The 14,683-nt window shown below is 47.6% G+C and carries 15 protein-coding genes; 12 read left to right on the forward strand and 3 right to left on the reverse strand.

Annotation, left to right across the window (positions count from 1 at the left end; translation table 11 throughout):
* Positions 1–23 precede the first annotated feature (23 nt).
* The 11 genes from prmA to NH461_RS15445 all read left to right on the forward strand — a co-directional run bounded on the left by prmA (position 24) and on the right by NH461_RS15445 (position 10,721).
* Positions 24–908 (forward strand): 50S ribosomal protein L11 methyltransferase, encoded by an 885-nt coding sequence (gene prmA / locus NH461_RS15395; RefSeq protein WP_261601165.1) that lies wholly within the window; start codon positions 24–26, stop codon positions 906–908.
* A gap of 163 nt (positions 909–1,071) precedes the next feature.
* Complete coding sequence (dusB, locus tag NH461_RS15400) at positions 1,072–2,037, forward strand: tRNA dihydrouridine synthase DusB (protein WP_261601166.1); 966 nt, start codon at positions 1,072–1,074, stop codon at positions 2,035–2,037.
* A gap of 22 nt (positions 2,038–2,059) precedes the next feature.
* Positions 2,060–2,356: a DNA-binding transcriptional regulator Fis gene (gene fis, locus NH461_RS15405; protein ID WP_005372656.1), complete on the forward strand. Its 297-nt coding sequence runs from the start codon at positions 2,060–2,062 to the stop codon at positions 2,354–2,356.
* A gap of 842 nt (positions 2,357–3,198) precedes the next feature.
* Positions 3,199–3,414 carry a helix-turn-helix transcriptional regulator gene (locus NH461_RS15410; RefSeq protein WP_261602929.1) on the forward strand — a complete coding sequence of 72 codons (216 nt, stop codon included), beginning with the start codon at positions 3,199–3,201 and terminating at the stop codon, positions 3,412–3,414.
* Positions 3,415–3,419: 5 nt separating this feature from the next.
* The gene (locus NH461_RS15415; RefSeq protein ID WP_261601167.1) at positions 3,420–3,824 is read left to right on the forward strand and encodes a hypothetical protein; all 405 of its coding nucleotides are present in this window, start codon (positions 3,420–3,422) and stop codon (positions 3,822–3,824) included.
* Positions 3,825–4,005: 181 nt separating this feature from the next.
* Positions 4,006–4,266 carry a hypothetical protein gene (locus tag NH461_RS15420; protein WP_261601168.1) on the forward strand — a complete coding sequence of 87 codons (261 nt, stop codon included), beginning with the start codon at positions 4,006–4,008 and terminating at the stop codon, positions 4,264–4,266.
* A 103-nt stretch (positions 4,267–4,369) separates the two neighbouring features.
* The gene (locus NH461_RS15425; protein ID WP_261601169.1) at positions 4,370–4,936 is read left to right on the forward strand and encodes an HGGxSTG domain-containing protein; all 567 of its coding nucleotides are present in this window, start codon (positions 4,370–4,372) and stop codon (positions 4,934–4,936) included.
* A 363-nt stretch (positions 4,937–5,299) separates the two neighbouring features.
* A complete protein-coding gene (locus NH461_RS15430) occupies positions 5,300–6,052 on the forward strand; it encodes a helix-turn-helix domain-containing protein (protein ID WP_261601170.1) in 753 nt (250 codons plus the stop codon).
* Between the two features lie 55 nt (positions 6,053–6,107).
* Positions 6,108–7,028 (forward strand): IS5 family transposase, encoded by a 921-nt coding sequence (locus tag NH461_RS15435; RefSeq protein ID WP_261600582.1) that lies wholly within the window; start codon positions 6,108–6,110, stop codon positions 7,026–7,028.
* A 58-nt stretch (positions 7,029–7,086) separates the two neighbouring features.
* Entirely contained in the window at positions 7,087–8,397 is a 1,311-nt protein-coding gene (locus tag NH461_RS15440) for a hypothetical protein (protein ID WP_261601171.1), read from the forward strand.
* Between the two features lie 791 nt (positions 8,398–9,188).
* On the forward strand, positions 9,189–10,721 hold the full coding sequence (locus tag NH461_RS15445) for an anti-phage dCTP deaminase (RefSeq protein ID WP_261601172.1): 1,533 nt from the start codon (positions 9,189–9,191) through the stop codon (positions 10,719–10,721).
* A gap of 65 nt (positions 10,722–10,786) precedes the next feature.
* Here the strand turns inward: NH461_RS15445 and NH461_RS15450 are convergent, their stop codons facing one another.
* A complete protein-coding gene (locus tag NH461_RS15450) occupies positions 10,787–12,007 on the reverse strand; it encodes a tyrosine-type recombinase/integrase (protein ID WP_261601173.1) in 1,221 nt (406 codons plus the stop codon).
* Between the two features lie 427 nt (positions 12,008–12,434).
* Positions 12,435–12,716, reverse strand: a complete 282-nt coding sequence (locus NH461_RS15455) for a pyrimidine/purine nucleoside phosphorylase (RefSeq protein WP_261601174.1) — start codon at positions 12,714–12,716, stop codon at positions 12,435–12,437.
* A gap of 289 nt (positions 12,717–13,005) precedes the next feature.
* Between NH461_RS15455 and adhP the strand changes: the two genes are divergently transcribed.
* Positions 13,006–14,019 carry an alcohol dehydrogenase AdhP gene (gene adhP, locus NH461_RS15460; protein WP_261601175.1) on the forward strand — a complete coding sequence of 338 codons (1,014 nt, stop codon included), beginning with the start codon at positions 13,006–13,008 and terminating at the stop codon, positions 14,017–14,019.
* A gap of 34 nt (positions 14,020–14,053) precedes the next feature.
* On the opposite strand, the gene zntR is transcribed toward adhP, so the two are convergent.
* Complete coding sequence (gene zntR / locus NH461_RS15465; RefSeq protein ID WP_261601176.1) at positions 14,054–14,470, reverse strand: Zn(2+)-responsive transcriptional regulator; 417 nt, start codon at positions 14,468–14,470, stop codon at positions 14,054–14,056.
* Positions 14,471–14,683 lie beyond the last annotated feature (213 nt).

Consider the following 14,683-nt stretch of genomic DNA (forward strand, 5'->3'; position numbering starts at 1 on the left):
CGAAGCCTGATTGGAAATGAGCCATGCCCTGGATTCAGATTAAACTCAACGCAACCGCAGAAAATGCCGAAGCCATTGGCGATATGCTGATGGAAGAGACCGGCGCCCTGTCCGTCACTTTCCTTGACGCCCAGGATACTCCGGTGTTTGAGCCGCTCCCTGGTGAAACCCGCCTGTGGGGCGATACCGATGTCGTCGGTTTGTATGATGCCGAGTCCGACATGGATCTGGTGCTCACCCTGCTGAAAAACAGCCCGCTGCTGGCTGACGACTTTGCCTATAAAGTCGAACAGCTGGAAGACAAAGACTGGGAGCGCGAGTGGATGGAAAACTTCCACCCGATGCGTTTCGGCCGCCGTCTGTGGATCTGTCCAAGCTGGCGCGAAGCCCCGGATCCGGATGCCGTCAACGTCCTGCTTGACCCGGGCCTGGCTTTCGGAACCGGAACCCACCCGACCACCTCGCTGTGCCTGGAATGGCTGGACGGCCAGGATCTGACCGGTAAAACCGTGATCGATTTCGGCTGTGGTTCGGGCATCCTGGCGATTGCCGCCATCAAGCTGGGTGCCGCCAAGGTGATCGGGATTGATATCGACCCACAAGCTATCCTGGCTTCCCGCGACAATGCCGAGCGCAACGGCGTGGCTGACCAGCTGGAACTTTACCTGCCGCAAGATCAACCGGCCGACATCCAGGCCGACGTCGTGGTCGCCAACATCCTGGCCGGGCCACTGCGCGAGCTGTCGCCGGTGATTAAGGGACTGGTCAAAGACGGCGGCGATCTGGCGATCTCCGGCGTGCTGGAAAGCCAGGCGGAAGATGTCGCCTCGTTCTACAGCGACGCCCTGACCCTGGACCCGATCACCGCCCGTGAAGAGTGGTGCCGGATCTCCGGTCACAAGGCATAACGACACAATCTCGGCCAGGATTTGATTGTGTACAAAATGGCCAATTGATTGAATTTCATACGCTTTTGTAATTCAAAAACGAAATGCTCAATTATTGGCCTTTTCAGAAAGGGAAAAAATGCGTAAAATGCGCGCCCTTACTGGCACTGTCAGGAACAGACGTTTGAAGATCGGTCCTTATCAACTAAAAAACCAGCTGATTGTCGCACCCATGGCGGGTGTCACCGATCGGCCATTTCGTGAGCTGTGTCTGCGCTATGGCGCGGGAATGGCGGTGAGCGAAATGATGTCTTCAAATCCAGATTTGTGGAATACGTCTAAGTCCCAGAACCGCATGGTCCATGAAGGCGAGTCCGGGATCCGCTCGGTCCAGATCGCCGGCGCCGATCCGGCCCTGATGGCCGAAGCGGCACAATTCAGTGTTGAGAACGGTGCGCAAATCATCGACATCAACATGGGTTGCCCGGCCAAGAAGGTCAACAAGCGGCTGGCGGGCTCGGCCCTGCTGCAATACCCGGCGCTGGTCGAAGAGATCCTGCGCAGTGTGGTGAACGCGGTTGATGTTCCGGTGACGCTGAAAACCCGGACCGGTTGGGATCCGGACAACCGAAACTGTGTCGAGATTGCCCAAATGGCTGAGCAATGCGGCATTCAGGCTCTGGCCCTGCACGGCCGGACCAAAGCCTGTATGTACAAAGGCGAGGCAGAATACGATTACATCAGAGCGGTGAAAGAAGCGATTTCGATCCCGGTGATTGCGAACGGTGATATCGACTCACCGGAGAAGGCACGCTTCGTACTGGATTACACCGGTGCCGACGCTTTGATGATTGGCCGCCCGGCTCAAGGGCGTCCATGGATTTTCCAGGAAATCCAGCATTACTTAACAACTGGCGAACATTTGCCGGCCCCATCAATTGATGAAGTCGGTAATACCATGCTGGGCCATGTTCAGGAACTTCACCGTTTCTACGGCGAGTATCTCGGGTTGCGCATCGCACGTAAACACGTGTCTTGGTACTTGAAAGAACATGCTCCGGCAGGAGATTTTCGCCAGACCTTCAACGCTATCGAAGATGCCCAACAGCAACTCGATGCGCTGCAAGGCTACTTCGAAAACGTTGCATAAATACGAGAAGAGCTGACAGAATATGTTCGAACAAAATCTGACTTCAGAAGCACTAACAGTGACGACTGTAACTTCACAAGACCAAATCACACAGAAGCCACTCCGTGACTCTGTCAAGGCGTCACTCAAGAACTACCTGGCTCAGTTAAACGGTCAGGAAGTCGATGATCTGTACGAGCTGGTTCTGGCTGAAGTTGAACAGCCACTACTGGACACCATCATGCAGTACACCCGCGGTAACCAGACGCGCGCAGCAACCATGATGGGCATCAACCGCGGCACTCTTCGTAAGAAGCTGAAAAAATACGGCATGAACTAAAGCCTAACACATAAGCTATTGATTAAAAAGCCGTGCTTCCCTTTGGGGGCACGGCTTTTTTGATATATGTACTCTCACATGTACCCCTTGCAACAGAATAAGAACACTAACGCTCTATGCGCACGATAAAAATAAATTTCCAAGCACTAGATCAAACATCTCTTGCCTTACAAGGGCTAGAGTCAATACAGCAACGTAATTTTGGCTTAGGTGACTTATTAGCAAAACTACACCCAATAGCTGAACTACACCCAATCGCTGAACTACACCCAATCGCTGAACTTGTTAGAAGCATCACCAATAGTGTGGTTAAAAAAGAGCATAGTGCGTACATCAATAAGATCACTGAGTTCACCCTGAGACATAAAGATATTCAAGATCTTATCCAGGAAAACGCTCCAATTAATAGTCTTACAACACGTGGAGTGAGAAGCCTCGTTTATAGTATTTATGGGGGAGCCGTAAGCCACGCAGAAAAACGGCCACTCATAGACAACGTTATCGACATAGCAAAACTCTTCTACAAACAGCACCCATCAATCACTATCAAGCTCGGTTGCCTCATTGAGCACATTAGAGAGCTCTGCTCGCATAAAGTTGTATTACCAGCAACGAGCATCTTTCGGTCTAAGATGAAACATCTAATTCCCAATAGCGCTGTTGGGCTAGGGAGGAGTTGTCGAGATGCAAGCAGAATCGTGAACAGCTACTTTAACCAAAACCCTCAGGTTCTAGCTACCTTAGTTTAGTGTAAATTGCCTACTGACTGTTAAGCATGCCTGCTCCACTTTAATCAAAATGAATACAAACAAATTCATTGGTTAACGAGTCAAAACATGAGCATGAAAACAGACAAAGGCAAAATTGCATCACAATCAGAGTTAAATTTTACCGATCGTCTTGTTCGAGAAGACGAGCGGCGATTACTTACATCCATTAGCCGCTCACACTGCTATCAGCTAGAAAAGCAAGGACGATTCCCTGCCCGTATTCGACTGGGAGCCAGAAGCTGTGCTTGGAAACTGAGTGAGTTGTTAGCTTGGATTGAGGGCAAGTAACTTTGGTGAGAAAAGCGAATAGCAAGGGGATGCTACCCAATGGTCGAGCAAAAGCAAAAGATGGATTTGTAAAAGCACTCCATAAAATCTTTGACCATGAGGACTATCAATCCTTGAGCCATAGCGCACAGAGCCTACTGTGGCTTCTAGCTCGCCAGTACAACGGATTCAACAACGGTTCACTAACTCTGGCCCTTTCCGTCGTCGGAAAATGGGGATGGAAAAAAAAGCTCCTTCAAAAATGCCGAGATGAGCTAATTGCCAAAGACTGGATCAGGATATCTCGAACTCCTGCGTTTCCCAAACAGCGAACGCTATACGCACTGTCATGGCAACCTATCGATGAAGTTAATGGCATCACTTATGACGATGGAGTATTGGGTCAAAAACTAAGGTCATTACGATTCTAGGGGGCCAATGGAGCCCATAAAGTCTATTTAAGGGTTCCCTTGGGTACCAAAAGTACGATAAGCGAGCAGTAACATTCCTTTTATGGCTCCTAATGGAGCCCATAACTGCCCAATCACCGCTGATTTATGGGGTGTAAAAGAGCCCCATCTATAGATATTTACCATGTGCAGGAGAGCAGCCATGTCAATGCTAACTGACAAGAAAAGAACAAACCGCCAAAACTCAGACAAAGTACTGCAAAAACACAAACAGACTGAAGACAAAGCAGAAGCCAACAATGCCAGCTCCTTACATCAGGTTATTCGAATGATGCGAGCACAAATCAGCAGACTGACCAAAGAAAATGCCCACCTCACTATGGAAAAAGGGAAACTAATGAAAGAAAACGAGATGCTCGTCAGCGAGTTAATGTCACGGCTAAAGCCAGGAAAGTCCAAATAACAGCAATATCAGCTGCGCAGTTTCATTTATGGCGAAAACGGACCCCATGAACCGAACTCAACATAGCAAGTAAACTGCGCAGTTTGCAGGAGACTGAACAGTAATGACACGATTCAAGTTAACTAGCCTCCCCCTATGCGGCGCAAAAACACGAAGCGGTACGCCGTGCAAACGAAGAGGCAACAAACGCAATGGCCGCTGCAAACTACACGGCGGGCGTTCAAGCGGAGCACAAACAGAACAAGGAAAAATGACATCGAGAGTCAATGCCCTCAAGATTTTTCCGGGCTGGCACTTTGGAGAACCCGTAGCGCAGGAATATCTGATACGTGCAACAAACTGCTACCACAAGCTTTCCGAAGCAATGAACACCAAACCAATTGATTGGCAGCATGTATTCAGCATTATTGAACAAGACCGCATTCCGTTAGAGATGCTCAAATACCATATAGGGGAGTGTACCAGTGCAGCCGATTTCATCATGATCCAAACCGCTCTAGATCGTTACTATCAAGAATATAACCACCAGCATCTTAGCTTTACGGTTTACGCTCCTATGGTGATGCCTCAGGCTTATTTCAGAGACTTAAGCTCCCCACAAAGGGAGTATCTGCTGCAATGGCTGCACAAGCATTCCATCTTCAACAAAATAGCCCTTGCAACTAAATAATAAAAAATTCGAATCCACCAGCGATTTACTCAATTAGAAACGCTGGTGGGTGTTTCGTTGTACCCATCAACTACAATTAGCTCGATAAAACAAGTGTCATATCTAACAGACTGAAGGTGACCACATCAAAGAAACCCATGCACTTCATCTGGCGTTTCATGTATATGCTCCGATGATTGCCTTCCATAAGTTTTTCAGGCAGCTGTCAGCCGCTGATAGAGGTTATCTGGATAATTGGTAAAAGAATATCACGCAAGACACCAAGACTATTTCAGTTGGTCGTCACGACAGATTTCATACAATCTGTTGTTTCATCAGCAGACCGTACGTTGAAAAACCAGTATCATATTCGGCATCATCAAGTTGAAAGAAACCACCATACGCAGCGGTGAGCAAATGAACATAACCATCGAGGATATCCTAGACCTTAAAACCCTAGTTGAGTCTGACCAAGTCGAGTTCAAACTGGCTGGTGGTAAAGACGGTAAAGGTGCATTACCCAAAGACTTCTGGTCATCCTACTCGGCCATGGCCAATGGGCGTGGTGGCTGGGTTATACTCGGTGTACAAGAAAAACATAGTGAATTCGCTCCGGTTGGCGTCGTCGAACCCGAAAAAGTGAAAACAGACCTTTTCAATCAACTCAATGATCGCGACAAAGTCAGTAGCAATGTAATATCCGATCAGGATGTACAACATGTAATACTACAGGGTAAGCCTGTACTAGCTATTCACGTTCCACCAGCATCTCGCAAGCAAAAGCCCGTTCATCTGAAGAAAACGCCTTTCGGAAATACTTACTTGCGTATGCACGAAGGCGATCGTCGCTGTGACGATGAAACAGTCAAGCGCATGCTGGCTGAACAGCTCCATGACAGTCGCGATAATGAAATCCTTTCGGATCATTACAGTTTTGCTGACGATATCAACATGGATAGCTTGAAAACCTACCGCAACCTACTCGCGGCACATAGCCCTCAGCATCCATACCTGGAATATGAACTCTTCGAATTATTCAAAAAGATAGGTGGATGGCGAAAAGACCGTGAAACAGGCAAGCAAGGGATCACCATAGCAGGCATACTAATGTTGGCTTTGTTGACTAAATCGGCGTGAACTTTTCTTGCAGTCAGTGATCTGATCTTGTGACGTTTACTGACAGGCCACCCTCATGGGAAAAAGCACTTACCGAACAGATAACTGGAAAGAGTACAACCAATCACTGATTAACCGCGGCTCGCTGACATTCTGGATCGACGAAGAAGCGATAAGCGGCTGGTTATGCTCTGAACATCACGGTAACCGTGGACGCGGCTATCAATATTCAGACACTGCGATCATGACTGCTCTCATGGTGAAGCGACTATTCAACCTGTCACTTCGTGCTGTTCAAGGTTTCATGAACTCGGTGTTTTCTCTGATGAAAGTACCACTAACATGCCCGAACTACAGCAGCATCAGCAAGCGAGCGAAAACGGTCGATATCCCTATCAAAATGCCTGCTCGGGGTGAAATTCGTCATCTAGCTATTGACGCAACTGGCCTGAAAGTATTCGGCGAAGGTGAGTGGAAAATGAAAAAGCATGGCAAAGAACAACGTCGTGTCTGGCGAAAGCTCCATCTTGCTGTTGATGCTGATACCCACCAAATTATCTGCGCAGAACTCTCGTTATCAACCGTCACCGATGGTGAGGTCATGCCAACATTACTTAACCAAACTTATCGTAAGATCAAATCGATATCAGGTGACGGCGCTTATGATACCAGGCTGTGCTATCAAGCGATTCAACGGAAGAAAGCACAGCCCCTTATCCCTCCCAGAACTGGAGCAGCATACTGGGAGCACGGTCACCCCAGAAATGTTGCGGTTGCAAACCAGCGTATTCACGGTAGCAATGAACACTGGAAAAAGACCAGTGGTTACCACAGTCGCTCAATCTCGGAAACGGCGATGTCGAGATATAAGCGACTGCTTGGTTCAGCTTTAAGCCTGCGTGATTACAACGCTCAGGTCGGAGAAGCGCTTGCTGCCGTCCGTGCGTTGAACAAGTTAACAGGGCTCGGCATGCCCGTAACTCGTAAAGTTAGCTAAAACATGGCTTAAATTGGGTCGATCTGTTGTTTTCCTGATTTGATCAACAAAGCCACTAATGTTCGGTAATTGGGAAGCTATTACAGCAGCAGCGCCTAATTACTTTGTTGATTATCAAGAGCGCCCCGAAGCCAAAACTGAACTACGATGGATTGATCGTGTCTGCCCTGATGGCACTTGGTCTGGCAACCTCTTTGATTTTTATCGCCGAGTATACCAAAAGCTTACAGCCGACCTCAAAGTACCATTCAAGCTAGAACAAGGGCAACGCAAAGCTGATACTCCTGTTCACATCGCACTTCGTGAAGCATTAGTAAATTGCATCGTCCATGCAGACTTTTCTGATCGCGTTTCTATTTTAGTCGTAAAGCGGCCGGATATGTTCGGTTTTCGAAACCCCGGTCTAATGCGAATACCTCTGGAAGAGGTAATTGCAGGGGGAACCAGTGATTGTCGCAACCGTCTGCTACATCAGATGTTTCTTCTGATAGGCTTAGGTGAGCGGGCTGGTTCTGGAATGCCAAAAATCTTTAGTGGGTGGAAATCCGTAAACTGGCGCACTCCAAAGCTCTGGGAGAAAATGCCACCAGCTCAAACATTATTAGAGTTATCTACAGCTAGTTTAATCCCAGATGACATTCGTGAACTCTTACACCAGCAGTTTGGTGATAGATTTAACAAACTAGATGACTTTGAACAACTTATTGTGACAACCGCTGCTGTGGAAGGGTGGATCAACCATGAACGAGCTTGTCAGCTGACTACCAAGCACTCTCGAGAAGTGACCCTAGCCTTACCTCGACTAGAGCACAAAGGCTTTCTGGTTTCTAATGGAGAGCAAAAACAGAAATCCTATACTCTTCCTGGCGTATCTCTTCCGACCCCAGATGAAGTTTTTGCATCTGCTTCAAACGTTAATATGTTAAACTCAACAGAAAGCTCCACACATAACGAGCAGAACTCCACATATAACGAGCAAAGCTCCGCACATAACAGCAACAACTTCACACATAAGAGCACACAACAAGAGAGTCAACGTGACCGATATGGTCGTCTATTAAATGGTTATCTCGACAAACCTTATATTGACTCTGTAGACAAACTGGAACCAAGTTATCAGCAAGAGCTATTCCTCCGAGCAGAAAAGCCTAGAAACAAAGCCCGTCTTTCAAAAGATATTATGGAAAATGCCATTTTAGAAGTATGTCGAGAACATTACGTTTCCGTCTCTTCTCTTGGTGAAATTGTTAATCGCAACCCTAATGCACTCAGGCAACAGTACCTCAAAAAATTAGTTGATGAAGGACGTCTTTGTCTAGCATTTCCGCAATATAAGAACGATCCTAAACAAGGTTACACCACAGCATGAAGCCACAAAGGATTTGATAGTTCTTTGTCAATGTAAATCACAAATCCACATAGGGATAGCTCCCGCCCGGGAAGTGGGTACTCAACTGAAATTTAGCCAGATTTCAATTCTGCATCGGGTGCTCGCTTCCCAGAGGCAAGCAGCTTCCGAAAGTTGGTCTCGTAAGCGAAACTGCCTTGAGGTTGACCTGTTTACGGAACAGACGATGCTGCGCTTCAACAGCATAGGAAATGTATATGACCCGCCAAATCGGTTAATGACACTTCATGCGCCTCGGCAACAAATTGTCCGTTTGTCTCTCAGCCGAAAGATGATAGCAACAGTGACCTATCTTGTATTAAACCACCACATATAGTGCCTCTTTCACAAGCAACATACGACATACAGCAACGAAGATATAAAACCCTTTTAATTCAGCTAGTTAAAAAAAATCTATTCACATCCCATTTTTCGAGTTTCTTCTTCACTAAGAAAATTTTTTAAGCTAAATTGATATTGAATTGATGTACGAAAGCTGTACAATTCGCAACCTATTATCTCACCCCCAGCAAGTAGGGCTCACTATGCTATCTCTAATAAAACATGAGGAAAAAGAAACTAAAACTGTAAAGCAGAGTGATACCAACTGTAGTTCTAATGTCGTGTCTATTGGCTCTAGAGACCGAAAAAGTGAGAAATCTCAGAAAAATGTGTTAGCGGCTGCAAAAAAACTAAAATGGTAACTTGCCGAATAGCGTTACTCTTATAGTCTACAGGGATTAATGAACCCTGTTTGATATGAGAGATGTATAATGCAAGTAGTAGCTGTTGCCCCTTCCCAAGCATCACCATCAGATAGCTTAACACCAGAAAATACGACCAAACACATCCAGAACAGGCGTTCTCAAGAGCTAGTTATCGGACTTTGTGGTGCTATTGGTTCCGGTGTGAAAGCACTAAAAGAAACCTTGAGCAGTGTACTAACAGCCTCTGGGTACACCATTCATCATATTAGAATTAGTGATCACATAAGTAATATTTCCGGTGGGAATCTATCTAATTTAAGGGGTTATGAGCGATACAAAGCTCTACAAGATGCTGGCGATGTACTTCGAGAGAAGCACAAAAATACATTTTTAGCTGAAGTTGCTATTAATGCCATCACTGTATTTAGAGATAAACACTTTGGTACGGATTCAGATGAAGGGGAAATCGTAAAAACTGACCTAAAAGTAGCATACATTATTGACCAACTGAAGCATCCCGACGAGATTAGCCTTCTCCGAACGGTATATCCAAACAACTTTTACCAAATTGGCCTTATCAGAACAGAAAAGGAACGAAGAGTTAACTTAAGTGATGAACAAATAGATGCTTCACACATTGACGAACTAATAAGAAGAGATCGCAAAGCTGATGACCCACATGGTCAACAAGTAGAGAAAGCTCTTTATAGTGCTGATTATTTTATCAGAAACCTCTCCAATCAAAGTAAGCTAATGAGAGAATCCGTCAGTAGGTTTGTAAACCTCATCCATGGACAAGTAGGGATAACACCGACTTATGATGAAATAGGCCTATTTGCAGCATACTCAGAGTCCTTAAAGTCAGCATGTCTATCTCGACAAGTAGGTGCCGCTATCATGGATGACACCGGGCAAATCATAGCCACTGGGTGCAATGATGTCCCAAAATATAAAGGAGGCCTCTATAATGCTAACTCTACAGGTGATTTTCGATGCATCCATCAAAAACGCTGTTCTAATGATAAACATAAACAAATGCTAGAAGCTGAAATTGAAAACGTACTGATTAGCAATAACATCCCAGGACATAGGGCTAAAGAATTAGCTAATAGTATTATCAATGAAACTAAAGCTAAATCTATTATCGAATACTCTCGCGCAATTCATGCTGAAATGGATGCAATTACTAGCCTAGCTAGAAAAGCATCATGTAGCTCTCAAGATAAAACACTTTACTGTACAACTTATCCATGTCACAACTGCGCTAGGCACATAGTAGCCGCGGGTATCACACGTGTTGTTTACATTGAACCTTATGAAAAAAGTCTTGCAATGCAACTTCATGGAGATGCTATAACTGATAGCACAGAACCAAATAAAGTGGTATTTGAACCGTTCGAAGGCGTAGCTCCAAACCGTTATGACTCATTTTTCAAATACAACACTAAGCGCAAGGATTCATCAGGAAGAGCAATTGATTTCAACATCATCGAATGCCACCACGTTGATCCACAATACTTAGATAGCTACCATGATTATGAGTACCGCATTGCAGACATTGTGAATAAAAAGCTCACTCCGCCGCCTCAAACCGCATAGCATTTCTACTATCAGATGGGAGAAAATAGCTCCCATCGTACTTATATATAAACAACTTTATATTTTTAAGCGCGCATAAGTACAACATTGTGCGGTTGAGTGGAGATCAACTCTAACCACTCAACCCACTTATCTAAAGCTTCAGCCTTCTCAGGTAAGTACTGGCTTCTGTTGTAAATAGCCATGATCCCCGGCATCGTATGGCCAAGAAGCTGCTCAACAACATAAGGTGGCGCAATACCAAGATCATTCATACGAGTATCCAAAGTACGTCTCAAGTCATGTAATGTCCATGGTTCCTTGTGGCCAAGACGTTTCCAAAACTGCCCACCTGTTTGGCTAACAGCTTCAGGCTTCTTCAACTCGCCAAGCACATAGTCATTTTCTTTATTTGCTGCTTTTAACTCCAAAAGCCAAGACTTCAGTTGCTCAGGTATTGGCCTGGTAATCTTGATATTTGTCTTACAGTGACTTTTAGGAACAGTCCAGATTAAACACTCAAAGTCCCATTCATCCCATTTTGACAACCTAACTTCTTGTGTCCTTGCACCAAAGACCATCAACAACCGGATTAAATGACGATAATATCGTAAATAGCGCTCATCATGAAACAAGCGCCAAACATCACCAAGTTCCTGATCGGTTAAATAGCGATCTCTTTTTTGCTGTTTTTTGCCAACATCCGTTACGACCAAATCATCTAAAACTCTGCTGGTGGCATAATGCCGTACCCGACAAAAGCGCAGAGCCTGCTTTGCATTTTGTAATACATATCCAGCAGCAACAGGCGCTGGACGCCTTTTACCCGGAATCCCTTTTCGAGCTCGATCAAAGCACTCAAGCCAATGGTGTGTCTCCGTTTGGCTCAATGGATAGTCACCGATATAAGGGTAGATATGCCGCTTAAACTGAGCGCGGTGCTTAGAGGCATTGGCTCGGTTTTCTTCTGCGTACTCGGTCAGCCAATACTCTAGGGCATCTTTGACAGTCACGGGCTTGAGCGTTTGATTCCGCTGTATCGCCCGCTGAAGCTTAGGGTCATACCCTTCAGCCAGCCACTCCCGGCACTGCCTTGCCGTCTCTCTCGCTTTGACCAGAGAAACTTCCGGATAATCCCCAAGATCGAGGCGCTTCCCATTTCCGTCAATCTTGTATCGGTATTGCCATCGGACCTTGCCTAAGGGAGACACTCGCGCGCCAAGCCCACCGCCATCGTTTAACACGACCGTTTTATCTCGCGGCTTATTCAGCGCTGCCTTCAGGTTTTTATCAAACAGCTTGTTCATCGCCCCATCACCCTCATCTCCAGCGTGTACATATCACCGAATATGTACCCCCATATGTACACCGAGATCACTGTAACAACCCGAAAAAACCCAGACACCCCAGAACACAAATCAATTATAGATTACTGATAATGAAAAGGAAAATGACAAGATTTCGGACAACCTCAGACAGGGCAAAACACTAAAAATGATAATACGGCATGAACTGATTGCCGGCTTCCCCGGAAGCAGACAGAATAAATAAGGGCAGAAACTTCGGTTTCTGCCTTTTGCATTTCTGGCCCGGCTCCGGGCTCGCCCCGTCAGCGGACCGCTTCACTGATGCTGTTGGCTGCGTGTACTGTTGACTGCGTATTCTATTGACTACATAAGCTGGCGGAGGGTTACCCCACCCTGTTGGCATCACCGCAGACGCTTACCATTTGAATTAACGGTAGTCACACAGGTAGGCGGTTTCTTTCTCGACTTTGACATGGAAAGACGCATCGCCCGGGACTTCAAAATCATCACCGGCATAGTAAGTTTCCCAGTCAATATGACCCGGCAACTTCACGGTCATGGCCCCTTTGACCACCGTCATCCGCTCCGGCGCAGCAGTCGCAAACGTATATTCGCCCGGCAGCATGACGCCGACACTGGCACGCTCGCCACCGCTCTCAAATCCGATGGACTTGACCTTGCCTTCAAAATATTCATTCACGTTCAACATGATTTTCCTTATCTAAGTTCCGTAACATCTTCATTTCTCGACGCTATCACATTTACGAGTCCGCCCCTAGCAAAAAATACCGACGCGATTCGGAAGTGATACGCCGCAACGCTTTCCGGGCCTGACCTCGTCGGCTTCGATGCACGCACTGGATCGCAAGTTCAGGAACAACCCCGGCAACAGTGACTCGACATCCCCCATCACTATGAGCCGGATCACATACAATACCACCTACAAGTGATAATAATTATCACTTACATCCATTCAAGAACCTCATTCAGGAGAGATTATGAAAGCTGCTGTCGTCAGTGAGTTCAAAGGACCGTTGGTGATCAAAGACATCCCGGTTCCGGCGGTCAAAGCCCGCGATGTGCTCGTGAAAATCCATGCCTGCGGCGTGTGCCACACCGATCTGCATGCCTGTCACGGCGACTGGCCGGTGAAGCCGAAAATGCCGCTGGTCCCCGGCCATGAAGGGGTGGGCGAAGTTGTTGCCGTCGGCAGCGAAATCCATCACCTGACAATTGGCGATCGGGTCGGCGTGCCATGGCTCTACAGTGCCTGCGGCCATTGTGACTACTGCCTCGACGGCCAGGAAACCCTGTGCCTGGATCAGCACAATGCCGGTTACTCGGTTGATGGCGGCTATGCCGAATATTGCCTGGCGCATGGCGACTACGCCATCAAGATCCCCGACGGCCTGAACTATGTCGATGCTGCGCCCCTGTTCTGCGCCGGGGTGACGACCTACAAGGCCCTCAAAGTCACCGGGGTGAAACCGGGGCAATGGGTGGCGATTGTCGGTGCCGGCGGGCTGGGCCACCTGGCCATCCAGTATGCGGTGGCCATGGGCATGAATGTGATTGCCATCGACACCGGTGCAGAGAAGCTGGCGCTGGCCAGAGAGCTTGGCGCCACCCATACCATCGACTTCATGCAGGAATCGCCCTCAGCGGCGGTACAGCGCCTGGTCGGCGGCGTGCACGGGGTGGTCTGCACCGCGGTGTCGAAGCCGGCCTTCGAAGAAGCCTATAAGTCGATCCGCCGCGGCGGCACCTGTGTGCTGGTTGGCCTGCCGCCGGATGAGATGCCGATCCCGATTTTTGATACCGTGCTGAACGGGGTGAAAATCATCGGCTCGATCGTCGGCACCCGGAAAGATCTGCAGGAGTGTCTGCAATTTGCCGCCGAGGGCAAGGTGAAGGCCATTACCCAGGTCAAACCGCTGGAAGACATTAACGCGATTTTTGCCGAGATGGAAAAAGGGGAGATTAACGGTCGGATTGTGATGGAATTTGCATAAACGCCCGGTCCGGCAGGCGCAAGGCCTGCCGGATTCACGAAGCTTTATCCCCCGCCGCCAGGGCTTCGAGGATCGAACAATGGCTGGCATTGTCGTCATCATGGCCACAGCAGGCATCATTGATTTTCTTCAGCGCCGTGCGAATCCGGGTCAGCTCAGCAATTTTGCTGTCGATCAGCGTCAGCTTGGCTGAGGTGATCGCCTTGACCTCGGCGCAGCTATGCTCGGTCGCTTCCAGGCGAATGTCCAACAGCTCGCGGATCTCGTCCAGGCTCAGCCCCAACTCTTTGGCTTTCAGGATAAAACTAATCTGTTTCAGGCTGGCTTCGTTATACAAACGATAGCCGGAATCACTCCGCCCCGCCGGGGTCAGCAAACCGTTCTTTTCGTAGAACCGTAAGGTATCACTGCTAACCTCACACAGCTTGGCCAGTTGCCCAATCATGTACATAGCCGACTTTTCCTTTCCAGAGGCACCATGAGAAAGTCATCCTGCCTGCCACAAGAAAAAGCAAACGTTTGCGCAACAGGCGAAATGATGTAAGATAGGCGCCATCGACACAGGGGATCCCTGCCCGGAGATACCGCCTATGGGTCGATTCTACCTGACTGAGGGTATTTGCCAAAACCCGGCTGATACGAGCCGGCTTTTGGCAAATATTCC

The organism is Photobacterium sp. TY1-4 (assembly GCF_025398175.1).
In the GTDB taxonomy this organism is placed as follows: Bacteria; Pseudomonadota; Gammaproteobacteria; order Enterobacterales; family Vibrionaceae; genus Photobacterium.

Coding starts and splice junctions, on each gene's coding strand:
- zntR (WP_261601176.1), bottom strand. CDS start 14,470: ATGTACATGATTGGGCAACTGGCCAAGCTGTGTGAGGTTAGCAGTGAT.
- NH461_RS15425 (WP_261601169.1), top strand. CDS start 4,370: ATGACACGATTCAAGTTAACTAGCCTCCCCCTATGCGGCGCAAAAACA.
- NH461_RS15420 (WP_261601168.1), top strand. CDS start 4,006: ATGTCAATGCTAACTGACAAGAAAAGAACAAACCGCCAAAACTCAGAC.
- NH461_RS15450 (WP_261601173.1), bottom strand. CDS start 12,007: ATGAACAAGCTGTTTGATAAAAACCTGAAGGCAGCGCTGAATAAGCCG.
- NH461_RS15455 (WP_261601174.1), bottom strand. CDS start 12,716: ATGTTGAACGTGAATGAATATTTTGAAGGCAAGGTCAAGTCCATCGGA.
- NH461_RS15410 (WP_261602929.1), top strand. CDS start 3,199: ATGAAAACAGACAAAGGCAAAATTGCATCACAATCAGAGTTAAATTTT.
- adhP (WP_261601175.1), top strand. CDS start 13,006: ATGAAAGCTGCTGTCGTCAGTGAGTTCAAAGGACCGTTGGTGATCAAA.
- NH461_RS15440 (WP_261601171.1), top strand. CDS start 7,087: ATGTTCGGTAATTGGGAAGCTATTACAGCAGCAGCGCCTAATTACTTT.
- NH461_RS15435 (WP_261600582.1), top strand. CDS start 6,108: ATGGGAAAAAGCACTTACCGAACAGATAACTGGAAAGAGTACAACCAA.
- prmA (WP_261601165.1), top strand. CDS start 24: ATGCCCTGGATTCAGATTAAACTCAACGCAACCGCAGAAAATGCCGAA.
- NH461_RS15445 (WP_261601172.1), top strand. CDS start 9,189: ATGCAAGTAGTAGCTGTTGCCCCTTCCCAAGCATCACCATCAGATAGC.
- fis (WP_005372656.1), top strand. CDS start 2,060: ATGTTCGAACAAAATCTGACTTCAGAAGCACTAACAGTGACGACTGTA.